We start from the raw sequence: 22172 nt of genomic DNA on the forward strand, positions 1-22172 counted from the left end.
TCCAACCAAACCGACGCGGTTTTGCATCACTTAGCTGATTTAAAAACCAAATAACAGCTCATGAAAAAGTTAGTTTTAATGCTCGGCCTGCCATTCCTGTTCCTTGCTTGCAATGATGATGACAGCGGCCCGGGATTGCCTCCGGAAGTGGAGATTAACGACCAGTTCAACGGTGACAAAAAGGGATGGACCGCAGGCTTTGCCGATTACCCGGTGAAGATGGAAACGGATTGGAAACTCGAAGAGGGGATCGCGAATCTGCCCGCACCGCTCGACACGCAGAAAAAGGGCTTCCGCATTTCGGGCAACAACCATAGCGACGACCTGTTTATGTATTTCAAAAAGAAAGTTACAGGACTAAAACCGAACCAGGAATACAATGCGGCTTTTACGTTGGAATTCGCTTCGGACGCGCCTTCGGAAGGCTGGGCGGGCGTGGGCGGTGCGCCTAATGCGGTAAGCGTGGGCATCGGCGCGGTGCCTGTCGAGCCGAAAACGACGGTCGACAACCTGGATCATTACCGTATGAACATCGATAAGATCCAGCAGAAAAACGACGGTAAGGATATGAAAATCATCGGCGACGTCGGGAACGGCACGGATAAGGTCGGCTACAAGTTGCTCACGAAAACCGGCGCATTCAAGGGAAAAACCGACGCCAGCGGCAACCTGTGGCTCATCTTCGGAACCGATTCCGGCTTCGAGGCAACCACTACCTTGTATTACACTTCCGTGAAAGTGAAACTGACGGAAACGACGACGAAATAGCATTCGTTTTATCCAACGTTCAACAAGGAGGCAAATACCCAGATAGTTGCCTCCTTTTGCTTTTGGGCCGGAACAGGAAAGGACAGGAGTGCCCAATCGGAAATTCATTGAAGCCAGAACTTCAATGCTTTAATAAACTTTGCTTGCTGATCCACAAAGCAGGTGTGCGAGCAGTTATCGAGGTAAACCAATCTCGACTTACCTGTTATATGAGACAAATCTGCTATCTGTTCCTTTGAGTAGAGTCCATCCTGTTTTCCGTAAATAGCGTATACCGGGATCTTCTTGTTTCTCAGTTTTTTCAAGACCGGCGTGACATCGATGTTTTTGCTTTTTTCATTTCTCCAAAGCGTTTCTACGGCCCGGTCGTTTTTTACGTATCGGGTAATCAATGTGTCGGTTGGATAGGTCGAGTAGATTTGCCGGGCTTCCCAATCGGGTTTTGGAAGGCTGAAAAAACCATTTTTGGAAGCATGGGCAAAAACGGCCGTTCGGTAGAGAAGGGAATTGGTATCCATTTCCCTGATGGCACGGATCTGTACCAGATTTGCCGGGTCTTTTTGATCTTCGTAAATACGTTCGACGGATCGTAGAATGGTGTTGTACGATGCCTGCTGGGAAACCAATGCACTTGCGAGGATAATGGATTTGACTTTTTCCGGATGTTTTTCGGCGTAAAGTGTAGTAACAAGTCCGCCGAAACTGAAACCGATTAAATGCGCGCGGCTAAGGTGGTACTTTTCATAAATGCTGTTTAAATCTTCAAAAAATTCTTCATAGTTCATGCTGGCCGTGCTATCCCTGGACCTGCCTTCACCCCGTCGGTCGTAAATAATTACATAAAACCCGACATCCGCGAGTTTTTGAGCGGTCGTGGCTTCAAAGTATACGGCGCTGCTACCGGGGCCGCCGTGCAGAAATATGATCGGCTCGTTACCCGCATTTCCGAAAGCCCGGGAATATAAGGATTGCCCTTGGACAGTAAAACCGGGCAAAAACGTAAGCGTGATAACAAGTAATTTCAGGAATGTGCGCATTTGACTCAAAAATCGTAAAGATATGCCTTCAATCTAACAAGACACTTACTTCCCGTACTTCTTCACCCATTCGAGAATCCTTCCTGCCATGTGCCGGGCCATATCTGGCGGGGTACCTTCGCCGCCGTGACCGCCGTTGGGGAGGGTGATGAGCTCGGAGGGGACTTTCAATTCCTGCAAATGCGCATACATCGTGCGGGCTTGCGCCACGGGTACGATTACGTCGGCTTCGCCGTGCATGAGCAGGGTGGGTTTGAAGGTTTTTGCGTAATATGGGCTCGCAGCGCGGTACGAGGGAGCGAATGCGCCGGGCTTCCACGGATCACCGGTGATAATGGGCAGCAAGCCTTCGAGGTCGGACTGCCTGGCTCCTTTGAGCGTTTCGGGATCGTCCAGCCGGGTGGGGCCACCCAGCGTGGTCACAGCGCCGACAACATCGTTGCGGTCGTATTTGTAGGCGTACAGCATTGCCAGATGGCCGCCGGCACTGCCGCCCCAGAGAATGTATTTGTCCTTGCGCACGAGCCATTCATCGGCGTTGGTAAGAATATGCGATATGGCCAGGTCAATATCGTCCATGATTTCCTGGTAATGCAGGTCGGTTTGATTCGCGAGGCGATAGTTGATATTGATGATGTTGAAGCCCTGCGGATAAAGAAAGTCCTTCATGAAATTGCACGCTTCCTTGTCGCCATTCATCCAGCCGCCGCCGTGCACGAGGATCACCAGCGGTGTTTCGCGTGTGCGCTTCGGATGCAGGTACACATCCATTTTGTGCAGGGTGTGTGGTCCATAGGGTTCATCGAAGAGCGCCAGTTCCTTTGCATCGGCATAGGTGGCCGTTTGGGCGGTTGCGGTGGCTGCTACAAACAGAAGGGCTATAAACCAGCCCCAAATCACTCGGTTGAAATGCGTAATGTGTTGTTTCATATGCCAATGTTGCGAATGCCCGTATAGGGGACGCCGAATGATCCCGTCACGCTATGTATCCGATGGTTTCACGCAAGTAACCATTTAAATAAATTACACCTTGCGCATTGCCGGGTTTTTTATAAAATTGCTTGTTATCAAAGACCTGACGCTATTGGAAACTTATACCCCCGGACTGCACCTTATTGCCACCCTCCATTCCGATAATACGGCGCTACTGGCCGGTTATGCGGGTTTTAAGGACCTTGCCGACGACCTTACCGGCACGTTTAACCTGCAAAAATTGGGCGAAGTTTACCATGATTTCGAACCGGGCGGTTTCACAGGCATGATCTGTCTCAGCGAAAGCCACCTGTCGGTGCATACCTGGCCGGAGTTTGGCAAAGTTAATCTGGATATTTACCTCAGCAATTTCCAGCGGGTGAATAATGGCACCGTGCGGGCAATTTTCGACCGGATTACGGCCTATTTCGAGGCAAATGTTATTTCTGAAAATCAAATTATCCGATAACCATGGGAACCAGCAAATTGGCTATTTGCCCGTCCTGCGGCAAACCGGTGTATTTTCAGGGCGGTAATAACCTGGCGGCGTGTGCCTGCGGGAAGGTGTGGCACCGCACGGGAGAGGCGTTGGCGGAAGTGAAAATGGAGCTGATACAGGGCCCGGCAGACCTGATTCAGCCAGGCACCACCGGGAACTGGAAGGACGTTGCGTTTACCGTTACCGGCAGGCTGCGGGTGCTTTTCGAAGATCAGGCTTACAATTACTGGACGCTCGATTGTAACGATGGCATGACGCGCCATTTGGCGGAGGGCTACGGCTTGTACACGGTCTGCGAGGCATTGCCATTCAACGACGCGACGATCGCCCGGAAATTCAGGTCGGACGCGCAGATGCTGACCCTGCCCGACGACCGCGAGTTTTGGATAACGGCCCGGAACGAAAGTAGCCGGATTGAGGTGGAGGGCACTGTATTTGTGCATGGTTTGCCCGATCGGCATAACAGCATTGAAGCAGCTTCCGACACTGAAGGCGTAGAGCTGGTGGCATATAATGGAGAGGTAGCCGTGGCGTTCGCTTGTCACGACGTAGAACCGGAATTACTTTTCCTGACCAATACACGGGAGGCCGAGCCGGAGGGGAAGGTTTTTCAATGTCGCACTTGCAATGCTGAAAACCGTGTGCTCACCTATCCGTACGCTCAGAGCTGGGTTTGTGGCAAATGCGAAACGCGGCATTCGTACGCCGACGGAAAATATGCCACGCACGGAGCCCAGCATACCTATGAGCAGGAATTTTGCTTCGATATCGGCGACAGCATTACCATTGAATGCGGAGACTACCAGGTGGTGGGCCTTGCCCATAAATACGATACCGATTCGCGGACCGATTACTGGCATGAATATACCCTGTACAGCAGGCTGCGCGGATTTATGTTTCTGACGGAATCGGCCGGGCATTGGACTTACCTGAAAGAAACCCGAAACGCTCTAAAGCCGACAGACGCAAGGCTACACCGCATTATTTTTGATAAGCGGGAGTTCAGGCGCTATTCCAAATACCATTACCGCATTCTCTACGCATTGGGCGAGTTTCCGGGGAATGCATTTTCGAACCATGAGAAGACGGAGTCGATGGACTACATTGCTCCACCGGAAATACTGAGCATCGAGAAAGATCACAAAAAGCGGGTCACTTGGTTCAGGGGAAAATATGTGCCGCGCGGAGTGATTGCCGAACAAACCACCGCCTCGCTCCCGCAGGTAGAGGGCGTTGCGCCTGCACAGCCGTCGCGCATCAGTGTCAGTACAGAGGCGATCGTGAAATCGGGTGGAATTGCACTGTTGCTCGCAATGCTGATACAGATCCTGACGGGTAGCATGCATACCAACCGTCTTATTTTTGATTCAAATTATATTTTTTCGGATTCGCTTAATACCCAGCTATTTATTTCTCCCAAATTCGATCTCGAAAAGAAGAGCAGTAACCTGGAACTGGACTTTAACGCGCCGTTGGATAATACCTGGTTGGAGCTTAATGCGACACTGATTAATGCGGTGAATGGCAATGAATACAGCGCCGAAGAAGGGATCGAATATTACTCGGGTACCGACGACGGGGAACGCTGGACGGAAGGTTCCCAAAGCCAAACCATCCATTTTACCAAAATACCGGCCGGGACTTACTTCCTGCAAATGACGGCCAGCCGGGATTCGAATATGTATACCCGGGCGGGGCTGTTCACCGGGAAGCTGGTGTACGACGCCAGCACCTACCGGAACATCTGGATTGTGGTCATATTGCTTTTGATATGGCCGACGATCATGGGAATTATTAGATATTATACCGAAAAAGTGCGCTGGGGCAACAGCGAGTTTGCCAATTCCTGAAACATTACGGACATGAAAGAACTTTTGAAAGAACTCCTGCCGATGAAATGGTACTTTGTGTACGTGGCGGCACTGTTGGCCTGGCTGGCATATGCCAACCTGTACGGCGACCGGATTTTATCGTTTGATAACCAGGAACAATGGCATTCCGATGGAAGGTCATCGCACAGAAGCGGCATCATGCACCATAAATAGTCATTAAAACCTAAACACATATCGATGCAACAATACATCATCAGTTCGCTCGTGTACTCGGGCATTGGGATATTGGTCCTGTTTGTCACATTTGCGGCCATTGAAATACTTACTCCGAAGCACAACCTGCGGCGCGAAATCATGGAAAACAAGAATGTGGCCCTGGCCATTTTCGCGGGTTTTTTCATGCTGGCGATCGCCATTATCATAGCGTCGGCAATTCACGGGTAAATGAAAAACACGGCAGGCAGGAACAGTGCGCAGTGGGTGCTGCTCGTGGCGGTGTTCATCATCGCTACGTGCGGGTTGATTTACGAGCTGGTTGCGGGCACGCTGGCGAGTTACCTGCTGGGCGACAGCGTCACGCAGTTCAGTATCATCATCGGCGTGTACCTTTTTTCAATGGGGATAGGGTCGTACCTCTCCCGGTTTTTCAACGACCATCTGCTCGAATGGTTTATCCGGATTGAGCTGCTGGTGGGGCTCGTGGGCGGTTTCAGCGCGATTCTGCTGTTTCTCGTGTTTCCGCTGGCGGTCAGCTTCCAGCCTGTGCTGTATGCGCTCGTAGGAGTGACCGGTATTCTGGTAGGGATCGAAATACCGCTTTTACTTCGGATTTTGAAGGACAAAGTGGAATTCGCCGAGCTGGTGAGCAGGGTTTTTACCTATGATTACATCGGCGCATTGCTGGCGTCGCTCATTTTTCCGTTGATTTTTGTGCCTTACCTTGGGCTGATCCGTACAAGTCTGTTCTTCGGATTGCTCAATGTGGGCGTCGGGCTGTATTTGTGCCGGTATTTCGCGGGGGAGGTGAGAGGCGTGGCGGCGATCCGTTTCGGGGGCATTGTGATCCTGCTGGCAGAGGTGGCAGCCTTCATTTTCTCCGAGCAGATCATGAGTTTCAGCGAGACGCTCGCTTACAACGATCACGTCGTTTATTCCACCTCCACACCTTACCAGCGGATCGTGATCACGAAGAACAAGCACGACCTGCGGCTTTATCTGAACAATAATCTTCAATTCAGCTCGGCCGACGAATACCGCTACCACGAGGCGCTTGTGCATCCGGCAATGACGGCCGCCGCAGAGCCGCGCAATGTGCTCATTCTCGGCGGGGGCGACGGACTGGCAGCCAGAGAGATATTGAAATACCCATCAGTGCGGCATATTCAGCTCGTGGACCTCGACCCGGTCATGACCAAACTGTTTACAGGGCAGGACATTCTGGCCGAAATCAACCGGCATTCGCTGAAAGATCCCCGCGTGACTGTTACCAATGCAGATGCATTTATCTGGCTGAAAGAGAACAGAAAGCAGTTTGATTGCGTGATCATCGATTTCCCGGATCCATCCGGCTTTTCGGTCGGGAAACTTTATACAACCGCTTTTTACCGCCTGCTGAAAACTGCCATGGCGCCGCAAGCGGTGGCGGTGGTGCAGAGCACGTCGCCCTATGTGGCGCCGAAGAGTTACTGGTGTGTCAACGAAACGCTGAAAGCATCTGGTTTTCAGACAATCCCTTATCATAATTACGTGCCGTCATTCGGGGAGTGGGGATATGTGATGGCCCGGAAATCCGGCGGTTATCAGTTGCCTGATACCTTCGCAATCGAGAAAAAGTACATCAGCCACGCGGTGATGGAGCAAATGCTGCAATTCCCCGAGGATATGCTGGCCCATGAGCCGTTGGAAGTGAACAAGCTGAATAACCAGGCTTTGGTGAATTATTTCGAAAAGGAGTGGGGTAAATTCCTGGATCAATGAAAAGAGGCGAATTCATCAGATTAACGACTGGAATGGCCGTTGCCGCGCCGCTCCTACACGCTTGCGGGGAGAAAAAGACCGGTGCCGCAGCTATTCCCGGAAAGATCGTGGGCGCGTCCGCGGCGACCGGGCATTTGCTGCGCGACCACACTTTTAACCCGCCTGCCGCATTTGAAGCGAAAGAAGTGGTGATTGTCGGTGCCGGCGTAAGTGGATTGTCGGCCGCGAGGCATCTGGTACAGCACGGTGTAAAGGACATTATCGTGCTCGATTTGGAACAGCAGCCCGGCGGTAATGCGGCTTCGGGCGGTAATGCGTTTTCCAAATACCCCTGGGGGGCGCACTATGTACCTGTACCGAACAATAACCTTTCTGAATATCTCTCGTTTTTGGAGGAAGCCGGGGTGATAACGGGTTATGATCAGGCAGGGTTGCCGGTGTACAACGAGTTTCACCTCTGCCACGATCCCGAAGAACGGTTGTATATCAATGGTCATTGGCAGGAAGGGCTGGTGCCCAATTTTGGGCTGAATGCAGCTGAGCTGGCAGAATTCAAGCAGTTTTTTACGCTCATTGATCATTTCAAAAAACTGAAAGGCTCCGATGGCCTGGACGCATTCAATATTCCGGTGGATACTTCGAGCCATGACGAATCGCTGCGCGCGCTCGACCGTATCACGATGAAAGCCTGGATGGACAGCCAGCACCTCACCAGCGAATACATCCGCTGGTATGTCGATTACTGCACCCGCGACGATTTTGGTACCCCTTACGACATGGTGAGCGCCTGGGCGGGCATCCATTACTTTGCCTCCCGAAAAGGAAAAGCCGCTAATGCGGCACACAACGACGTGCTTACCTGGGAGCAGGGAAACGGCTTCCTCATCGAAGCATTGCGGAAGCAGCTCGACGGCAAAATCGCTACCGGCGCGCTGGCGACGTCCATCAAAGCGACCGGCAATGGCGTGAAGATCAGTTATCTCGATGTCGCTTCGCGCCAGCTCAAAGGTCTGGAAGCAAAGCATTGCATTGTGGCGGTGCCGCAATTTGTAGCTGCCCGACTTTTGGGAGATACCGAACGCGGAAAAGTGGTAACGGATCATTTCCATTACGTGCCCTGGATGGTGGCCAATCTCACCGTCAAAGACCTGCATGAACGTGGCGGGCAGCCGACCAGCTGGGATAATGTGATTTACGGAAGTGCTTCGCTGGGCTATGTGGATGCTACCCACCAGCAGGTGCAGCAGCGTAAGGATCGGAGAAACCTTACCTATTATCTCCCCCTCACGCATACGTCGCCCGAAGCCGCGCGCAAGGAAGCATACCGCGCCGAGCATGCATTTTGGGCGGAAAAAGTGCTTGCCGACCTGCAACGCGTGCATCCCGACATCCGGGAGCAGACGGAACAGATCGATATCATGCTCTGGGGGCATGCCATGGTGCAGCCGCGGCCTGGTATGGTTCATGGCGAAGCGCGAAAATCCCTTTCCGAAAGCATTGGCGGGGCTATTCACTTCGCGCACACCGACCTGGCCGGCGTGAGCATATTCGAAGAAGGCTTCTACCAGGGTCTCAAAGCCGCCCAAAAGATTCTGCAAACCTGACAGCCATGGAAAAACCGCAGCCGTGGCTGGGCAAGCCGCTAACCGATATTTTTTTCATACTCGCTCCGCCGTTCCTGAGCCTGGCGGTGGTGGTATGTTTCCCCGCTATCTTCCAGAACAATGCGCATATGCCCGACGCCTGGTGGGTTGTGTTGATATTGCTCATCGATGTCGCGCATGTGTATAGCACGCTCTACCGCACCTACCTGAACAAGCAACTCTACAACCGTTTCAAGCCGTTATTAATCGGCATACCGGTGCTGGCGCTGATGGTCGGGTCGGGTATTTATTTACTAAGCGGGCTGTGGTTCTGGCGGGTGCTTGCTTACCTGGCAGTGTACCATTTTGTGCGGCAGCAATATGGATTCATGCGGCTATACAGCCGTTTTGAAAAAACGCCCGCCTGGTACCGGCAGGTCGATCAGTTCGTGATTTACTATGCGGCCATTTATCCGCTGTTGTACTGGCACCTGCACGGCGGTCGTAATTTCAACTGGTTTGTCGAAAACGAATTCCTGATTACTGCCTCCCGGCCAGCCCTGAACGTAGCCACGGCCGTGTACTGCGCTATGCTCGTGGTTTATGTATTCAAAGAGGTTCACTACTGGCTGCATTTCAGAAGTATCAACGTTCCCCGTGTGGGCGTGATTACCGGCACGCTGGTATCGTGGTATTTTGGGATTGTGTATTTCAATGGCGACCTCGCATTTACGCTGTTGAACGTCGTCAGTCACGGTATCCCCTACATGGCGCTGATCTGGATATTCGGGCAAAAGGAATCGGCGCGCCCGGAATCGGGGAGGTGGCTGCCGCTTTTCTTCGGGCAATACGGGGTCGTGCTCTTCCTGGGGCTGATCTTTCTGCTGGCCTGGTTCGAAGAAGGCTTGTGGGACTGGACCGTCTGGCAAGAGCACCCGAACCTCTTCTCTCTGTTTCATCAATTTCCGGTCGCATTAGGCAAGCCGGCGCTCGCATTGATTGTACCCCTGCTGGCCGTGCCGCAAATCACGCATTATGTGATCGACGGCTTCATCTGGAAGAAAGGGCAGCATTAGAATTTCACGACTTTCTTCACGGATTGCCCGTTGGCGCCGGAATAGATGATCATGTACTGACCAGGGGGAAAGTTCCTCATGTCCAGTTGCTTACTTTTTCCGACGGTGACTTTGAGCTGCTCGTAACCCCTCGGATCCAGGATGCGTATCACGCCGCCTTCTTTCAAATCGATGTTAAGTTCGCTGGTCACCGGATTCGGATACACATTCAATTGCATGTTGTCGGGCAGGTTGCCTATGCGGTCGGGGATTTCGGGGCGGGTAACCATCAGTTCGTCGTCATCGTCCGGAATGAGGTTCAGTTCGTCCATTTTCCACACCTGCAAACCTTTCGAGTACGTTAATGCCGTCGCATACACACTGCCTTTGAAATGGAAAACCTCGTGAATTGTGGCGCCTTCGGGGCCTTTGATGATTTCGGGGAAATGGTATAATGAGTCACGATCGATCCTGGCAAGCTCGAAGCCCCTCGTGGTTGTGCTGAACGGCGTATAATTTACCTGACCGAAGGACGGTGAGTCATACCAATTGGTGAGGTCGTACATTTTGACCGGAGCGGTTCCGTCCAGCGCATAAACGGCCGGAGCCGTGTTTTTGAAAATGTCGTACGCTACGGCGAGGTCGCCAGACATCGTTTTAACCACCTGGAGTCCGACTGGAAAATCCAACCGTTTCTGTTTGCCCAAATCCAACAGAACCTGGTGCCGGTCATTTCCACCGCCGTAGAACAACAGCTGATCTCCTGCTCCGGCGCTGGTGAAATCGATCGTCTGGTCTTTGGTAAGCTCGGTGATCTGCCCGCGTTTCAATTCATAGATGTACCAGGAGCTGCCCGCATTGCTTTTGACCTTGATCAAAATTCCCTGGGGAACCGGGATTGAAAGTTCGATGTCCTCTGTAAATTTCTGGCTGACAATGCGGTCGTTGTGTATGATTACCGCCTCCCTATTGCCCCAAAGCCCCACCGCATTGGATGTCGTGGCGTCGACAGGGTGTATATCTGTGAACTCGCCAAGCAGCTCTGCCGTGCTGGCCTTGTAGATTTTTACATCCGGTCCGCTCATGGTGCCCGCAATGAGGTAATCGCCACGGCGGAGCAGGTAACTCATGGGGCCGGAGAAAAGCCGGTTGACCTTGTCCGAACCCATATCGGTGTAGCAAATATCATGGAGATGACCGGCGCTGCTGCGGAGCATATAGTAGACCCGGTTGTCATAAATCTGATGCTCGATTGCGTCTTCGCCACCCTTGTTCAGGTCAATTAGTTTCAGGTCCCCGTTCTCAAATTTGTAAACCGTATTGTAACCGAATCCGTTTTTGACCGACGAATGAATCATGAAAAGATCATTGGAAGTGGCACGAAACTCCCGTTGCGCGAATTGGGAATCATCGATTTCCCAAACCTGTTCCAGGTCGGTAACAAGGGTTACCTTCTTCCCGGGCATGTTCAGGTCAAATGAAGCCAGTCGGTTGTTGGTGAGGACCTTGTCCACGTAGGCCCAATCGGTGGTAGGGTAGTGATACAGCTCGCGGGTTCCGGCCCCGGTACCATCTGTTTTGAATATCCTGACCCCCTGCTGACTGGTCGAGGTAAACACGATCTGGTTACCAACCCTGAGCGAATCGATGCTCATTCTCCACGATATTACTGTGCCGCTGAACGACAACAATTCGGAGGTTGTTTTGCCGTCGCTTGCCCAAAGCTTTCCTTTGTCCTGGTCATCATAGGTCCAGAACAGTAACTTATTGTTGAGGACAGTTCTGAAAGCGAGCGCGTTTTCTCTGTAAACAGTCCGGCGGTTTATCAGTGGCAAACGGAGCGTGTTGCCAGCAGCATACACATTATCCGAGAGTTCATATTCTGTATTCCCAACTTTCACTTTCTGAACCTGATAAGGGAGTTGCTCCACTGAAATGGGTTTGTTTTCAGCGATATTGTAGACGCATTTGTTGTAGCCGTACCGGATTTCAAATACATCGCGCGACTGCGAAGCAAGCTTTACCTGGCGTCCCGTTACCTCTTTCGGAAGGCGTGCAGAAATACGTTTGGTATTCTTTTTAAAATCAAATACACCCAGGTATGCCGTGTGAACGGTTTCGTATCCAAAAATTGAGGTGAATGTAAGCTGATCTCCTTCTATAATAAAATTGGTATGGAATGGACCTTCGGTAGATCCCGTTGGCGTGTCGGCATATAACATGCTCGTTTTCGCATCGGCTATTGTTTCCCAATTCTGACCTTCAATCACTTTGAATATTTTCAATGTGATGTCTTTGCCGGAATAAATAGCGTCATCAATTAAAAAAAGTGATCCCGCCTTATCCCTCAGCATCACCGGTGCGGCACCCCGATTCCATGGATAGGTTTTGGCAGGTTCAGTCCGTTTAGATGCGGCTACTACCAGTTTCTTTTCAATATAGCCCGCGTCGACGGCTATGTATTCATATCCGTTTTGTTGCTCCACAACAATATCGTTCAGCGCTGGCCCCAACTCGCTGGCCAGGGTGTGTAATCCGCTGTCCTGCACTTTCAATGTCCATTTTTTTGACGTCGAATCGTAAGAGCCATAATAGAGATTTCCGCCCGCATACTTGAAAGTGGTCGCTTCATCGCGCAGAAAATCGGTTTTTCCATTTGCGTCGAGCCAGGCGAAAACGTACCGCTGGGTTTGCACATTTCGAAACGTGACGAGCGGCTTTCCCGCAACAATATTCAGATTCAGTGTACTATCGGAATGCAGCAGCTTTTGCGTACCAGCAGGAGTGCCATCGGTTTTCCAGATTTCATATCCATTTACAACGAAATAAACCAGGTTACCATATTGGCTGAAATCGGAAGGATAAGTGCCCTGATACCCCGGCGTAATATCTTTCAGCAGCTTCGTATTGGACTTTGCACCTTCCGAAACCCAAAGTTCATTTCCCGTAGCGGGGGCAAAAGACGAAAAGATCATCTTGTTGCCGATCTGCGACCAGTAGACCGGATTTAAGGCTTGTTTGTCTTCGCTGTTATTGAATTGGGTAATTTGCTTTTGTGCAATACAGCAGCCAGCACTTAATAGCAGGAAATACAGGAAGTAGAGATGATTTTTCATGGCTAATTGTTGATGTTTGATTTAATATTTAGGTAAACAATTTCTTTAAAAGGTGTTTTCGCTGCTTACTGACAATGGCCTGGTGATTTTCCTCCATCAGTAAATATCCGCCTTCTTCCTTTCTGAAAGATACGATCCTGTTTTTGTTAATCAAATAGGATTGATGGGTCCTAACAAAACCGTACGATTCAAGTATATTTTCGTATTCTGAAATGGATTTGCTGACGGTTATATTTTTGTTTCCTGTTAAATAAAAGGTCGTATAACTGTTGTCCGACTTGCAGAAAATAATATCATCAATCAATACATAATGAATTTCATTAGCCTCGGCCAATGCGATCTTTTTTTGTCGTTGAGCCGGCAGGTTTTCAAACGACTGGATCAGCATCGAAATCTGTGCGCTTTGGTCGCGTTCCTTCTTTTTGTCGGCCGCTTTTCTGACGGCCCCGATGAGTTCCAGGTGGTCGAGCGGTTTGAGCAGGTAATCGGTTGCCGAAAATTTAATGGCCTGAATACCGTACAGGTCGTAGGCCGTCGTGAAAATGATGCTCCCCTGAAAATGATGGATCCGTTTTAACAAGTCGAAACCCGTTTCATTCTGCAAACGGATATCCAGGAAAAGGATATCGGTTTGCTCTTTGGTCAGAAAATCGTACGCGTCGCCTACGTTATGCGCATAACCCGCGACTTCCACCTGCGGGCAATGCATTTCCAGCGCGAGGCGCAGGTTATGCACCGCCTGGATCTCGTCGTCGAGTATAAAGCAGCGGATGGGGTTCATGAGAGCCATTTCAAAAGTCTGATTTCGGTGGTAGTCCCGGCGCCCGGGCTGGATTTGGTTTGAAGGACAATGCGCATCGCCGGCAGCTTTTCGTTGATCAGCGTAATGCGTTTGCCGGTTAGTGAAAGGCCGTGCCCCGGCACTTTTGCCGATGGGTCGTATCCGATGCCGTTGTCGGCGATGGCGACCACGAGGTCGGTGGCGTCACAGCGGATCGTAATCGTCAGTGTAGGATTGCTTACCGTTTCGGCCAGCCCGTGGCGGATGCTGTTTTCGATAATGGGCTGCAAGAGAAGTGGCGGGAAATCGATCGAAGAGAGCTCATTTCCGCACTCGATCCGGAAGGTGTACGTAAATGCTTTTCGTTTTTGTTCCAACGCGATATACTTGTCCTCGATACCGATTTCCTCGGCGAGCGAAACGAACTCCTTACGGCTGTTGTCCATGATCGTACGCATGAAAGTAGCCACTTCGGTAATGTATTGATTGGCCGCTTCCGGGGCGTTCTGGCGGATCAGCGATTGCACGGCATTCAGCGAATTGAAGAGAAAATGCGGGTTCAACTGGCCGCTGAGCAATTGAAGCTGGTTTTCGATCTCGTTTTTCTTGCGATCGAGGCGTGCAAGTTGCCTTTTGTGGCGTCGTTTTTGGATGAAAATGGCTAGTAGGGCGAGGATAATTACGGTCAATATCAGCTGTGCCACGTCGATCCACCCCGGACGCTTAGGGAGCGGCTTGACGTCAATCGTTACCTGGTGAATGCTCTCGGGCTGGTGCCTGTACCGGAGGAATACCTTTACGGTTTCGCCGGGCTCGGGCTTGTCGAGGTAAATGTAGGAATAGCCCTGGCTAAACTTAATATCCTCCTGGCCGCCCAGCCGCTGCCAGTTTTCCGGTTTTCCGATCGCATATTCAATACCGCTGGTGCGAGGCATTTTGCCAAAGAAATAGTATTGGTCATGATTCGAAAACCGTAGAAAAGCAGAATGCCCTCCTTCGATTTCGAAATGGTTAGCCTGCGGTCCCTGTTCTTTCCTGACTTTGTTGATTTCGGTATTCAGAATGTCCTGAAAGTTCTTTTCCGATGAAAACTCGACGAAATTGAAATAGTCGGGCACACTTCGTACGCGGGTGACAGAGAAGTGGTACACATTGGCCAAAGTGTTTTTGTTCCTGAAAGCAACATTCAGTGAATCGCCAAGCCGCAGCTCGAATTTTCCCGCGTGATAATGTTCGGCTGGCGTCGTTTCCACATCCTTGATCTCGTGACGAACATCGACGCTCGCGTGCCCAATGTAAAAATCCGGGTCATTTTTGAGTGACATCACATCGGTCCAGTCATTTTTCAATACCCCGTTAGTGGCCGTTCGAAATTGCAGGTCTTTGAAATCGATATACGGAATTTGCTCCCCTTTCCGGGCCAGTACTTCGCCAAATGGATAAAAGTCTAGCGAAAACCGGCCCATGGAAACGAAGAATTTGGAGGGATCGACGGTCGAAAGCTCTCTTGTCAATGAGGCATCGGTGTAAAGAAACTGGTTGTCATAGTTGGGTGTGAGGAATGAAATTTTGTCCGCCATGGCCGTAATGTTGCCCGCCATGGTAACAATGCAGGAGTCACACACGACACCATCGTGTATTTCCTTGATGGCGAGAAGGCTGTTCGCGGCATATTGTCCGCGCGCGCAGGTCACGGAAACGAGCAAAAGGAGAAACACGGCTAGGTTTTTCATATTTGTGAAATGGTCTGATTCTGCCGCAAATACGCGACCACGCTCGACAGCAACCCGGCCAAAACTGAATATGGTGCTTTTTGATTTGAATTCGGGACAATATCTGGCAAAACAGAATGCAAAATGCCTAAATTTGTAACCATGAGATTCGCACCAACACTCTGACACTCCTTCCCGTGCAGCCGTTGCACATCGTCCCCGGTTTTCGGGGACCAGGATTTTATTATCCCGATTTTTTCAATCCTTAATTATTGAAATCTCATGGAAGGAATACTGAATTCTCAGCAGATAGATCAATTCATTACTCATGGCTTCATTCGCATAGACCACGCGTTTTCGGCCGAAATAGCGGTACAGGTAAGGGATATTTTGTGGAATGATCTCGGTCTCGACCGATACGATCCCTCAACCTGGACGAAGCCTGTAATCCGACTCGGAATGTACCACCAGGAACCATTCATCACATCGGCGAACACGCCCGCGTTGCATGCCGCTTTCGATCAGTTGGTAGGTGCCGGCAAATGGCTGCCTTGCCGCAGCATGGGCACGTTTCCCGTACGATTCCCCTCCAACGAGGATCCCGGCGACGCGGGTTGGCACGTGGATGCCAGCTTTCCCGGCAACGACCCGGCCAACTATCTCGACTGGCGTGTGAATATCCATTCAAAGGGTCGCGGACTGCTGATGCTCTTCCTGCACTCGGACGTCAGCGAGCATGACGCGCCCACGCGTATACGTGCAGGGTCGCACGCGGATGTGGCGCGTGCGCTGGCACACGAAGGAGAAACCGGGCTTTCATTTATGGAAATCGCGGGCAAGCTGGATGCCATGCCGGAAAGGGAGGTCGTATACGCAACCGGCAAGGCAGGCACCGTTTATCTCTGTCATCCGTTCATCGTCCACGCGGCGCAAGCACACCACGGTACCAAACCGAAATTCATGGCCCAGCCGCCGTTGTTGCTGCGGGAAGATTTATCTATGGACGGCGCTTCGCCTGTGGAGAGGGCTATTAAAGCAGCGTTGGGTTAGAGGGAGGAAAGGGAGGAAGGGGAGGAAAGGGAGGAAAGGGAGGATGGAGAGTCCTTTCCTCCTTCCTCCCTTTCCTCCCTTTCTTCCCTAATTCCTACCACTCCGCAGCGCTGCCGTCTTCGTGCGACCAGAGCGGGTTTTTCCAGTTGTGGCCGATTGCGGCCATTCTCCGGACCTGCTCTTCGTCTATTTCAATGCCCAGGCCGGGACCGGATGGGATATTGACGTAACCGTCCTTGTAGTCAAACACCGTTCTGTCGCTCAGGTAATCCATCAGGTCGCTGCCCTGGTTGTAGTGGATGCCCAGGCTTTGTTCCTGGATGAACGCATTATGGGCAGTGGCATCCACCTGCAAACACGCCGCCAGCGCAATAGGGCCCAGCGGGCAATGCGGTGCCGCAGCTACGTCGAATGCCTCTGCCATGGAAAGTATTTTCTTGCATTCGGTGATACCGCCTGCGTGGGATAGATCGGGCTGGATAATGTCTACATACCCATCCATGAGCAGGTTTTTGAAATCCCAGCGGCTGAACATCCGCTCGCCGGTTGCGATAGGGATGGAGGTATGCGCGGCGATTTCACGTAATGCCTCATTGTTTTCGGACAATACCGGTTCCTCGATGAACATCGGGCGGAACGGCTCCAATTCTTTGGCGAGCACTTTGGCCATCGGTTTATGCAGCCGTCCGTGGAAATCTACGCCGATTTCGAGTCCGTAGCCGAGTGCCTCGCGGATGGAGGCCACCCGTTTCACCGCGAGATCGATTTTTTCAAAAGAATCGATGTATTGCACTTCATTGGTCGCATTCATTTTAATGGCCTTGAAACCGCGCTCGAAGCATTCTTTCGCTGCTCCGGCCACTTCATCCGGCCTGTCGCCGCCGATCCATGAGTATACCTTGATCTTGTCGCGGCATTTACCGCCAAGCAGTTGATAAACGGGCGCATTGAAGAACTTGCCTTTGATATCCCATAATGCCTGGTCGATACCGGCAATAGCGCTCATCAGAATCGGTCCTCCGCGGTAAAAACCACCGCGGTACATCGTATTCCAGTGTCCTTCAATGTCGAGGGGATCTTTGCCGATCAATGCTTCCATCAATTCGTGCACCGCGGCGGCTACCGTCGCAGCTTTGCCCTCGATTACCGGCTCGCCCCATCCGACAATGCCTTCATCGGTTTCAATCTTCAAAAACAACCATCTGGGAGGTACCTGGAACAGCTCGTAACTTCTGATTTTCATTCTATTTTTCTTTTACATTGTATAACCCTGCTAATTGGCTATAAATGTAAGGGAGGCATTCCTATATTTCGGCAATTTGAGCTGCTGTTTCATACTTTTAAATGTCTCCATAGGCCCTTCCGCCGCAAATGCATTCACTGCCCAGGCCGGGAGATACCCGCCCGGGTCCGTATGCAGCATGTACTCGATACGTACCTTGCCCGCGATCGGTGTAAGTACCCACCGGCCTTTCGAATCGCTTACCCTGACCACGTTCTTCTTTTTAGGTACCATACCGCCTACTACCGGACCGTCGATCGTCACGGCTTTGGTGGCCGGATCTTGCCGTGCCACAAGATGTGCCACGAAATCGCGGTTATCGAGCGGCCATGGCAGGCTTATTTCGGAATGATAATACAGGTCGGTAGGAGAAACCCGCCTGACAAGCGTGCACGACTTGGTTTTGTAAACCCATTCCGTCCCGGCCTCCACATCCAGCACGAGCGATACCATTTGGGCAAGTGACGCGTCCACCACGCAATCGACTTTAATCGCTTTGATTTTAGACTCAGGTACTGCGGAAGAAAAAATACGGATTTGCTCCTCTTCGGCGATCAGCTTCCATTTGACCTGGGCTGATGCGGAAAGGGACGTTCCAATGATAACGAGCAATAGGATGAATTTCTGCATTTGTTGGATGAAGTAGGGATCGGTCGTACAGCTTGATTTTAAGCATGACAACCAGACTTCTACAACCCCTACCAAAAGCATTAAATTCCTGTTAACGCATTAAATAAATGCATATTCGGGCCAATCCTGAGCACTCATCATCATATGAAAGGCAGAAGCGGCTATTCCACGACAATCAATTTCTGCGGAAATTTCAAACCCTTCATCTCTATTTGGTACTTTCCGGGTTTGAGTTCCCGGTCAATGGGAGAATACAATGTAATAGCGATGCGATTGGGCTCTTCGCCACGGCAACCCGTGAGGCAGGCACCGTCGGCATACACCCAGGCGCCGCTTTTGCCATCCTCACCCTTGAAAGAAATTTGATCGATCCGGTGGTTGTCGTAGAGATTTTGAACCGGCAGGCTCAGTTTTAAGACGCCGGTTTTGAGCGAAAAAGTTGTTTCCTCATAAACATCCTGCGGCGCAAGCAGGCCGGTAGCAACAATGTTTAACCGGTAGGTGGCGGTTTTCGTTTTGTTACCAATCCTGAAAAAGACGTCTTGCGCCGGTTTACTACAATAGCAAAAAGCAGAAATATCAATCGTCCCGTCCGGAAGCAGGCCGATTGGCTCCGCTCCTTCCGTGAGTTTCAAAACAGGTTTCAAACCACCTTCCAGCACCGCAGGCATTCTGACGGTAATCACCGAATTGGCATCGTCGAAAGTCACATTTTCATCGGGCAGGCCCTCGAAGGCAATGCTTCGAATGGCAGGCACGTCGCTCATTGGGGCGGGCGAATCCTTGCAGCCGGGCAGCAAACTGCCGGCAATGAGTGTTGTCAACAAGATGTGTTTCATGGCGTTAGCTGGTTGTTTCTTGTGAATATACAAAAAAGCTAACTATGGTTACATCAGGTCAAATCCCATTCTTTTCTCGGCTTGCGGGATAGCAGCCGGTTCGCTTCCTTATCGCCGCTGAACTTCTCCTTTTTGGCATTCCAGGTCAGTTCGCGTTTCAATCGATAGGAAATCAACCCCAAATGCATAGGGATGGTCATCTCGCGTGCATAGGCGAGGTTGGATTCGGGCTGTTTGCGGGATTTGACGCAGTCGATGAAGTTCTGCTGATGCCCGGGTGAGCGCGGGTTGGTAATCGGTACCGATGCGATATCGGTCATTTTTTCGCCGTTAATAGTCAGTTCGCGGGTGTTGTAATCGCAGATAAGCGTTCCTTTATCGCCCTCGAAGAATGCTCCGATGCCGCGGTCGGCGGCGCCGGGTACGTCGGGCGGGTTGGACGACCAATACACTTTTAAGCCGTCGAATTCATAATCCACGTCCAGCGTTTTCGGCGCGTCAGCGATGCCTGCGTATGCAGTACCCCGTGCGTTGATTTTCCTTAAACCCGTCGGATGGATCGCCGAATACATCACATCGGCGATATGGCACCAGAAATCCGCAAATTCACCGCCCGAATAGTCGAGAAAATAGCGGTAAGTGAAGTGGCATTTCTCCGGGATATATTCGGTAAATGGCGCGGGGCCAAGCCACATATCCCAGTTCAGTGTCTTGGGAACCGGCTGGACCGTCGGCGAGCCGAGCTCTTTGGTACTCGGTTTTTTCCAAAGCCGCACCGTATGCACCTTGCCGATGGACCCCGACTGGATCAGCTCCACCACCCGGTGGAAGTTATCGCCCGCATGGATCTGATTGCCCATCTGGAACACACGATCATGCTTTTCGAGCTGTTTGAGCATCATTTTACCCTCTTTCAAACAATAGGATAGCGGCTTCTCGCCATACACATCCTTACCCGCCTGAAACGCCAGCGTGGCTATCTGCGCGTGCCAATGGTCGGGCGTCGCCACGGTAATGGCATCGATATCCTTTCTTTCGAGAATGCGGCGGAAATCGCCATAGGTATCCACCTTGATGCCCGGTTTCATCGCTTCCAGCCGCTGCTTCGTTTCGCCGAGATGCAGCTCATCCACATCGCAAAGCGCTACGATCTCTGCATCAGGCAGATCTGCAAACCATTTCATATGGTTATTCCCCATCCCGCCCAAGCCGATATGCGCTATACGCACCCGATCGCTCGGCGTAGCACGCGTGATCAGATTGGGTAAAACCGTAAGGCCGAGTGTCGTAAGCCCGGCAGTTTTTAGGAAATCGCGGCGGTTAGTAGATTGGGTCATTGGTGGTTGGTTTAGGAAGTTGTTGTTTTTAAAAGGTGGGGATGGGGGAATGTTACTGGTTTTTGTGGGAGGGAGGAAGGGGAGGAAAGGGAGGAAAGGGAGGAAAGGGAGGAAGGAGGAAGGGGTGGCCCGCGTAGGGCGGCCCGCGTAGGGAGGAAAACAAGTCCCGTTAGGGACGTAATATTGGTAGAAGATAAATGGCGGGCATATTCGGGAGTGCCGTAGGTACGAAACAACAGAGAAATGGAGGAATTTCAGGCGCTTGATAATTCATTGGTTGCCGTTCGTGCATCGTTGCGTTCGACTCCTTGGAATAATTAAAGCATGTTTCAAATTTGCGGATTCCAAAAACATAGTATTAAAGAAATTCAGGAACTGCCTTGTTATGGTGAGGGTAGGCGAAAGCCCCCTAAACGTCACTATGAACGTTTGGACACCTAAGACAAGGCATTACACTTCCATCAATCATATTATGAATGCTTCAATTAAAAACGTCGAGTCCGACGAAGCCATCTGCCTCGCCTATGGCCGGGGCGTCAAAGAACTATTAAGCCAAAGCACCGCATCCGAGTGGATCGAGGACCTTTGGATCATTTACAGTGACCACATGGCATTTCAAAAAGAAGCAGGTTGCAATCCCCGCATCGGCGAAATCTTTCTCTCGTTCCGGGAGTTGGTGTTTTTCTTTCAGAAGTTGGAGATTGGCAGTAGGTAGGAAAGGGCGGCCCGCGTGGGGAGTTGGGAGGAAGTGGCGTTTATCGAGTTGCGTACCTACGGCACTTGCGGACGGAGTTTTTGGATTCTGTTCTACCAATATTGCATCCCTAACGGGATTTGGCTGGTCCCTGCGCGGGCCGCCCTACGCGGGCCGCCCTTTCCTCCATCCTCCTTTCTCCAAAAAAAAAAAACTCACATCGAAAACGAAATCCCCGTCGCCCCGGCCTCGTCATATTTCTCTTTCACAAACCGATACAAATACGGCGATTTGTTGGCGGCCCCGATGCGCTTTTCGTCCAGGCGTTCGAGGATGTCGTAGCTCATGATCAGTTTCTGGAAATTGCGTCGGTCGAATTGCCGGTCGAGGATGGTTTCGTATAGCCGTTGAAGTTCCGGCATGGTGAATTTCTCGGGAAGCAGATTGTAGCCGATCGGGTAGTTGCGGGCGCGCTGGCGGAGGGCCTTTAATGCGCGTTCGATCATTTCGTTGTGGTCGAAAAGGAGGTTGGGAACCTCGGCGAGCGACCACCAGCGGCATTCGTCGGTGAACCAGTCGGGCGTAGGCTGTACCTGATCGAATTCCACCAGGGCGAAATAGCCGATGGAAACGACCCGACGGAAGATAATGCCATCGAAAAAGCCTTTTCCAAATGTCGCTTCCAGTTTTTCAAGCAGCTCTTTTTCAGGATGGTATATATAGCGGTTCACATTTCCGAATGTGTGGAACTGTTGCAGGTACACATCGCTCAGGCCCGTGCGTTGGGTGAGAATGCGGTTCGCGGCGTCGTCGGCCGACTCGTCGAGCAGGATATGCCCCCCTGGCAGGCTCCACCCGTCGGTGCCTTTCCAGCGGAGCAATAGCACTTTCAGCTCGCCCTCGTGAAACCCGAACACGGTGCAGTCGAGTGAAACCTCTTTCAATGCCTTGTCAAAAAACTCCTTCAAATTGTGCTCCATCGGTAATAAGCTGACAATGAGAAAAATT

Annotated in this window: 20 protein-coding genes; 10 read left to right on the forward strand and 10 right to left on the reverse strand. The window is 51.4% G+C overall.

Annotated elements, in window-relative coordinates:
* Positions 1-60 precede the first annotated feature (60 nt).
* The gene (locus CLV60_RS06595; protein WP_106594589.1) at positions 61-768 is read left to right on the forward strand and encodes a hypothetical protein; all 708 of its coding nucleotides are present in this window, start codon (positions 61-63) and stop codon (positions 766-768) included.
* Positions 769-872: 104 nt separating this feature from the next.
* On the opposite strand, the gene CLV60_RS06600 is transcribed toward CLV60_RS06595, so the two are convergent.
* Positions 873-1805 carry an alpha/beta fold hydrolase gene (locus CLV60_RS06600; RefSeq protein ID WP_106594590.1) on the reverse strand — a complete coding sequence of 311 codons (933 nt, stop codon included), beginning with the start codon at positions 1803-1805 and terminating at the stop codon, positions 873-875.
* Between the two features lie 45 nt (positions 1806-1850).
* Positions 1851-2735 carry an alpha/beta hydrolase gene (locus CLV60_RS06605; RefSeq protein WP_106594591.1) on the reverse strand — a complete coding sequence of 295 codons (885 nt, stop codon included), beginning with the start codon at positions 2733-2735 and terminating at the stop codon, positions 1851-1853.
* Positions 2736-2862: 127 nt separating this feature from the next.
* Between CLV60_RS06605 and CLV60_RS06610 the strand changes: the two genes are divergently transcribed.
* The 7 genes from CLV60_RS06610 to CLV60_RS06640 are packed head-to-tail and all read left to right on the forward strand — an operon-like array spanning position 2863 to position 9744.
* Entirely contained in the window at positions 2863-3246 is a 384-nt protein-coding gene (locus tag CLV60_RS06610; protein WP_229210848.1) for an S-adenosylmethionine decarboxylase family protein, read from the forward strand.
* Positions 3247-3248: 2 nt separating this feature from the next.
* On the forward strand, positions 3249-5126 hold the full coding sequence (locus CLV60_RS06615) for a DUF4178 domain-containing protein (RefSeq protein WP_106594592.1): 1878 nt from the start codon (positions 3249-3251) through the stop codon (positions 5124-5126).
* A gap of 12 nt (positions 5127-5138) precedes the next feature.
* Positions 5139-5321 (forward strand): hypothetical protein, encoded by a 183-nt coding sequence (locus CLV60_RS06620; protein WP_106594593.1) that lies wholly within the window; start codon positions 5139-5141, stop codon positions 5319-5321.
* A 24-nt stretch (positions 5322-5345) separates the two neighbouring features.
* The gene (locus tag CLV60_RS06625) at positions 5346-5552 is read left to right on the forward strand and encodes a DUF350 domain-containing protein (RefSeq protein WP_090387275.1); all 207 of its coding nucleotides are present in this window, start codon (positions 5346-5348) and stop codon (positions 5550-5552) included.
* Entirely contained in the window at positions 5553-7085 is a 1533-nt protein-coding gene (locus tag CLV60_RS06630; protein WP_106594594.1) for a polyamine aminopropyltransferase, read from the forward strand.
* Positions 7082-8689, forward strand: a complete 1608-nt coding sequence (locus tag CLV60_RS06635; protein WP_106594595.1) for a flavin monoamine oxidase family protein — start codon at positions 7082-7084, stop codon at positions 8687-8689. The genes CLV60_RS06630 and CLV60_RS06635 overlap by 4 nt, the downstream gene beginning before the upstream one ends.
* A 5-nt stretch (positions 8690-8694) precedes the next feature.
* The gene (locus CLV60_RS06640) at positions 8695-9744 is read left to right on the forward strand and encodes a hypothetical protein (RefSeq protein WP_106594596.1); all 1050 of its coding nucleotides are present in this window, start codon (positions 8695-8697) and stop codon (positions 9742-9744) included.
* On the opposite strand, the gene CLV60_RS06645 is transcribed toward CLV60_RS06640, so the two are convergent.
* Genes CLV60_RS06645 through CLV60_RS06655 form a run of 3 tightly spaced genes read right to left on the reverse strand, consistent with a single transcriptional unit; the run spans position 9741 to position 15353 of the window.
* Entirely contained in the window at positions 9741-12839 is a 3099-nt protein-coding gene (locus CLV60_RS06645) for a T9SS type A sorting domain-containing protein (RefSeq protein WP_106594597.1), read from the reverse strand. The genes CLV60_RS06640 and CLV60_RS06645 overlap by 4 nt on opposite strands.
* Before the next feature lie 28 nt (positions 12840-12867).
* Positions 12868-13620: a LytR/AlgR family response regulator transcription factor gene (locus CLV60_RS06650; protein ID WP_229210849.1), complete on the reverse strand. Its 753-nt coding sequence runs from the start codon at positions 13618-13620 to the stop codon at positions 12868-12870.
* Complete coding sequence (locus tag CLV60_RS06655; protein ID WP_106594599.1) at positions 13617-15353, reverse strand: sensor histidine kinase; 1737 nt, start codon at positions 15351-15353, stop codon at positions 13617-13619. Before CLV60_RS06655 ends, CLV60_RS06650 begins: the two co-directional genes overlap by 4 nt.
* 261 nt (positions 15354-15614) lie before the next feature.
* On the opposite strand from CLV60_RS06655, the gene CLV60_RS06660 reads away from it, so the two are divergent.
* Positions 15615-16382, forward strand: a complete 768-nt coding sequence (locus CLV60_RS06660; protein ID WP_106594600.1) for a phytanoyl-CoA dioxygenase family protein — start codon at positions 15615-15617, stop codon at positions 16380-16382.
* A 94-nt stretch (positions 16383-16476) separates the two neighbouring features.
* On the opposite strand, the gene dgoD is transcribed toward CLV60_RS06660, so the two are convergent.
* From dgoD to CLV60_RS06680, 4 genes are all read right to left on the reverse strand, one after another.
* Positions 16477-17625 carry a galactonate dehydratase gene (dgoD, locus tag CLV60_RS06665; RefSeq protein ID WP_106594601.1) on the reverse strand — a complete coding sequence of 383 codons (1149 nt, stop codon included), beginning with the start codon at positions 17623-17625 and terminating at the stop codon, positions 16477-16479.
* Positions 17626-17655: 30 nt separating this feature from the next.
* Positions 17656-18294: an START domain-containing protein gene (locus tag CLV60_RS06670; protein WP_106594602.1), complete on the reverse strand. Its 639-nt coding sequence runs from the start codon at positions 18292-18294 to the stop codon at positions 17656-17658.
* 161 nt (positions 18295-18455) lie between these two features.
* Positions 18456-19133 carry a hypothetical protein gene (locus CLV60_RS06675; protein ID WP_106594603.1) on the reverse strand — a complete coding sequence of 226 codons (678 nt, stop codon included), beginning with the start codon at positions 19131-19133 and terminating at the stop codon, positions 18456-18458.
* Between the two features lie 53 nt (positions 19134-19186).
* Positions 19187-20470 (reverse strand): Gfo/Idh/MocA family protein, encoded by a 1284-nt coding sequence (locus CLV60_RS06680; RefSeq protein WP_106594604.1) that lies wholly within the window; start codon positions 20468-20470, stop codon positions 19187-19189.
* A 472-nt stretch (positions 20471-20942) separates the two neighbouring features.
* On the opposite strand from CLV60_RS06680, the gene CLV60_RS06685 reads away from it, so the two are divergent.
* Positions 20943-21185: a hypothetical protein gene (locus CLV60_RS06685; protein ID WP_106594943.1), complete on the forward strand. Its 243-nt coding sequence runs from the start codon at positions 20943-20945 to the stop codon at positions 21183-21185.
* A 194-nt stretch (positions 21186-21379) separates the two neighbouring features.
* Here CLV60_RS06685 and CLV60_RS06690 read toward each other — a convergent pair whose 3' ends face one another.
* Complete coding sequence (locus tag CLV60_RS06690) at positions 21380-22144, reverse strand: NUDIX hydrolase (RefSeq protein ID WP_106594605.1); 765 nt, start codon at positions 22142-22144, stop codon at positions 21380-21382.
* Between the last annotated feature and the right edge of the window lie 28 nt (positions 22145-22172).

Origin of the sequence: Dyadobacter jiangsuensis, from assembly GCF_003014695.1 — a bacterium.
GTDB lineage: Bacteria > Bacteroidota > Bacteroidia > Cytophagales > Spirosomataceae > Dyadobacter > Dyadobacter jiangsuensis.

Coding starts and splice junctions, on each gene's coding strand:
- CLV60_RS06595 (WP_106594589.1), top strand. CDS start 61: ATGAAAAAGTTAGTTTTAATGCTCGGCCTGCCATTCCTGTTCCTTGCT.
- CLV60_RS06600 (WP_106594590.1), bottom strand. CDS start 1,805: ATGCGCACATTCCTGAAATTACTTGTTATCACGCTTACGTTTTTGCCC.
- CLV60_RS06605 (WP_106594591.1), bottom strand. CDS start 2,735: ATGAAACAACACATTACGCATTTCAACCGAGTGATTTGGGGCTGGTTT.
- CLV60_RS06615 (WP_106594592.1), top strand. CDS start 3,249: ATGGGAACCAGCAAATTGGCTATTTGCCCGTCCTGCGGCAAACCGGTG.
- CLV60_RS06620 (WP_106594593.1), top strand. CDS start 5,139: ATGAAAGAACTTTTGAAAGAACTCCTGCCGATGAAATGGTACTTTGTG.
- CLV60_RS06625 (WP_090387275.1), top strand. CDS start 5,346: ATGCAACAATACATCATCAGTTCGCTCGTGTACTCGGGCATTGGGATA.
- CLV60_RS06630 (WP_106594594.1), top strand. CDS start 5,553: ATGAAAAACACGGCAGGCAGGAACAGTGCGCAGTGGGTGCTGCTCGTG.
- CLV60_RS06635 (WP_106594595.1), top strand. CDS start 7,082: ATGAAAAGAGGCGAATTCATCAGATTAACGACTGGAATGGCCGTTGCC.
- CLV60_RS06640 (WP_106594596.1), top strand. CDS start 8,695: ATGGAAAAACCGCAGCCGTGGCTGGGCAAGCCGCTAACCGATATTTTT.
- CLV60_RS06645 (WP_106594597.1), bottom strand. CDS start 12,839: ATGAAAAATCATCTCTACTTCCTGTATTTCCTGCTATTAAGTGCTGGC.
- CLV60_RS06650 (WP_229210849.1), bottom strand. CDS start 13,620: ATGAACCCCATCCGCTGCTTTATACTCGACGACGAGATCCAGGCGGTG.
- CLV60_RS06655 (WP_106594599.1), bottom strand. CDS start 15,353: ATGAAAAACCTAGCCGTGTTTCTCCTTTTGCTCGTTTCCGTGACCTGC.
- CLV60_RS06660 (WP_106594600.1), top strand. CDS start 15,615: ATGGAAGGAATACTGAATTCTCAGCAGATAGATCAATTCATTACTCAT.
- dgoD (WP_106594601.1), bottom strand. CDS start 17,625: ATGAAAATCAGAAGTTACGAGCTGTTCCAGGTACCTCCCAGATGGTTG.
- CLV60_RS06670 (WP_106594602.1), bottom strand. CDS start 18,294: ATGCAGAAATTCATCCTATTGCTCGTTATCATTGGAACGTCCCTTTCC.
- CLV60_RS06675 (WP_106594603.1), bottom strand. CDS start 19,133: ATGAAACACATCTTGTTGACAACACTCATTGCCGGCAGTTTGCTGCCC.
- CLV60_RS06680 (WP_106594604.1), bottom strand. CDS start 20,470: ATGACCCAATCTACTAACCGCCGCGATTTCCTAAAAACTGCCGGGCTT.
- CLV60_RS06685 (WP_106594943.1), top strand. CDS start 20,943: ATGAATGCTTCAATTAAAAACGTCGAGTCCGACGAAGCCATCTGCCTC.
- CLV60_RS06690 (WP_106594605.1), bottom strand. CDS start 22,144: ATGGAGCACAATTTGAAGGAGTTTTTTGACAAGGCATTGAAAGAGGTT.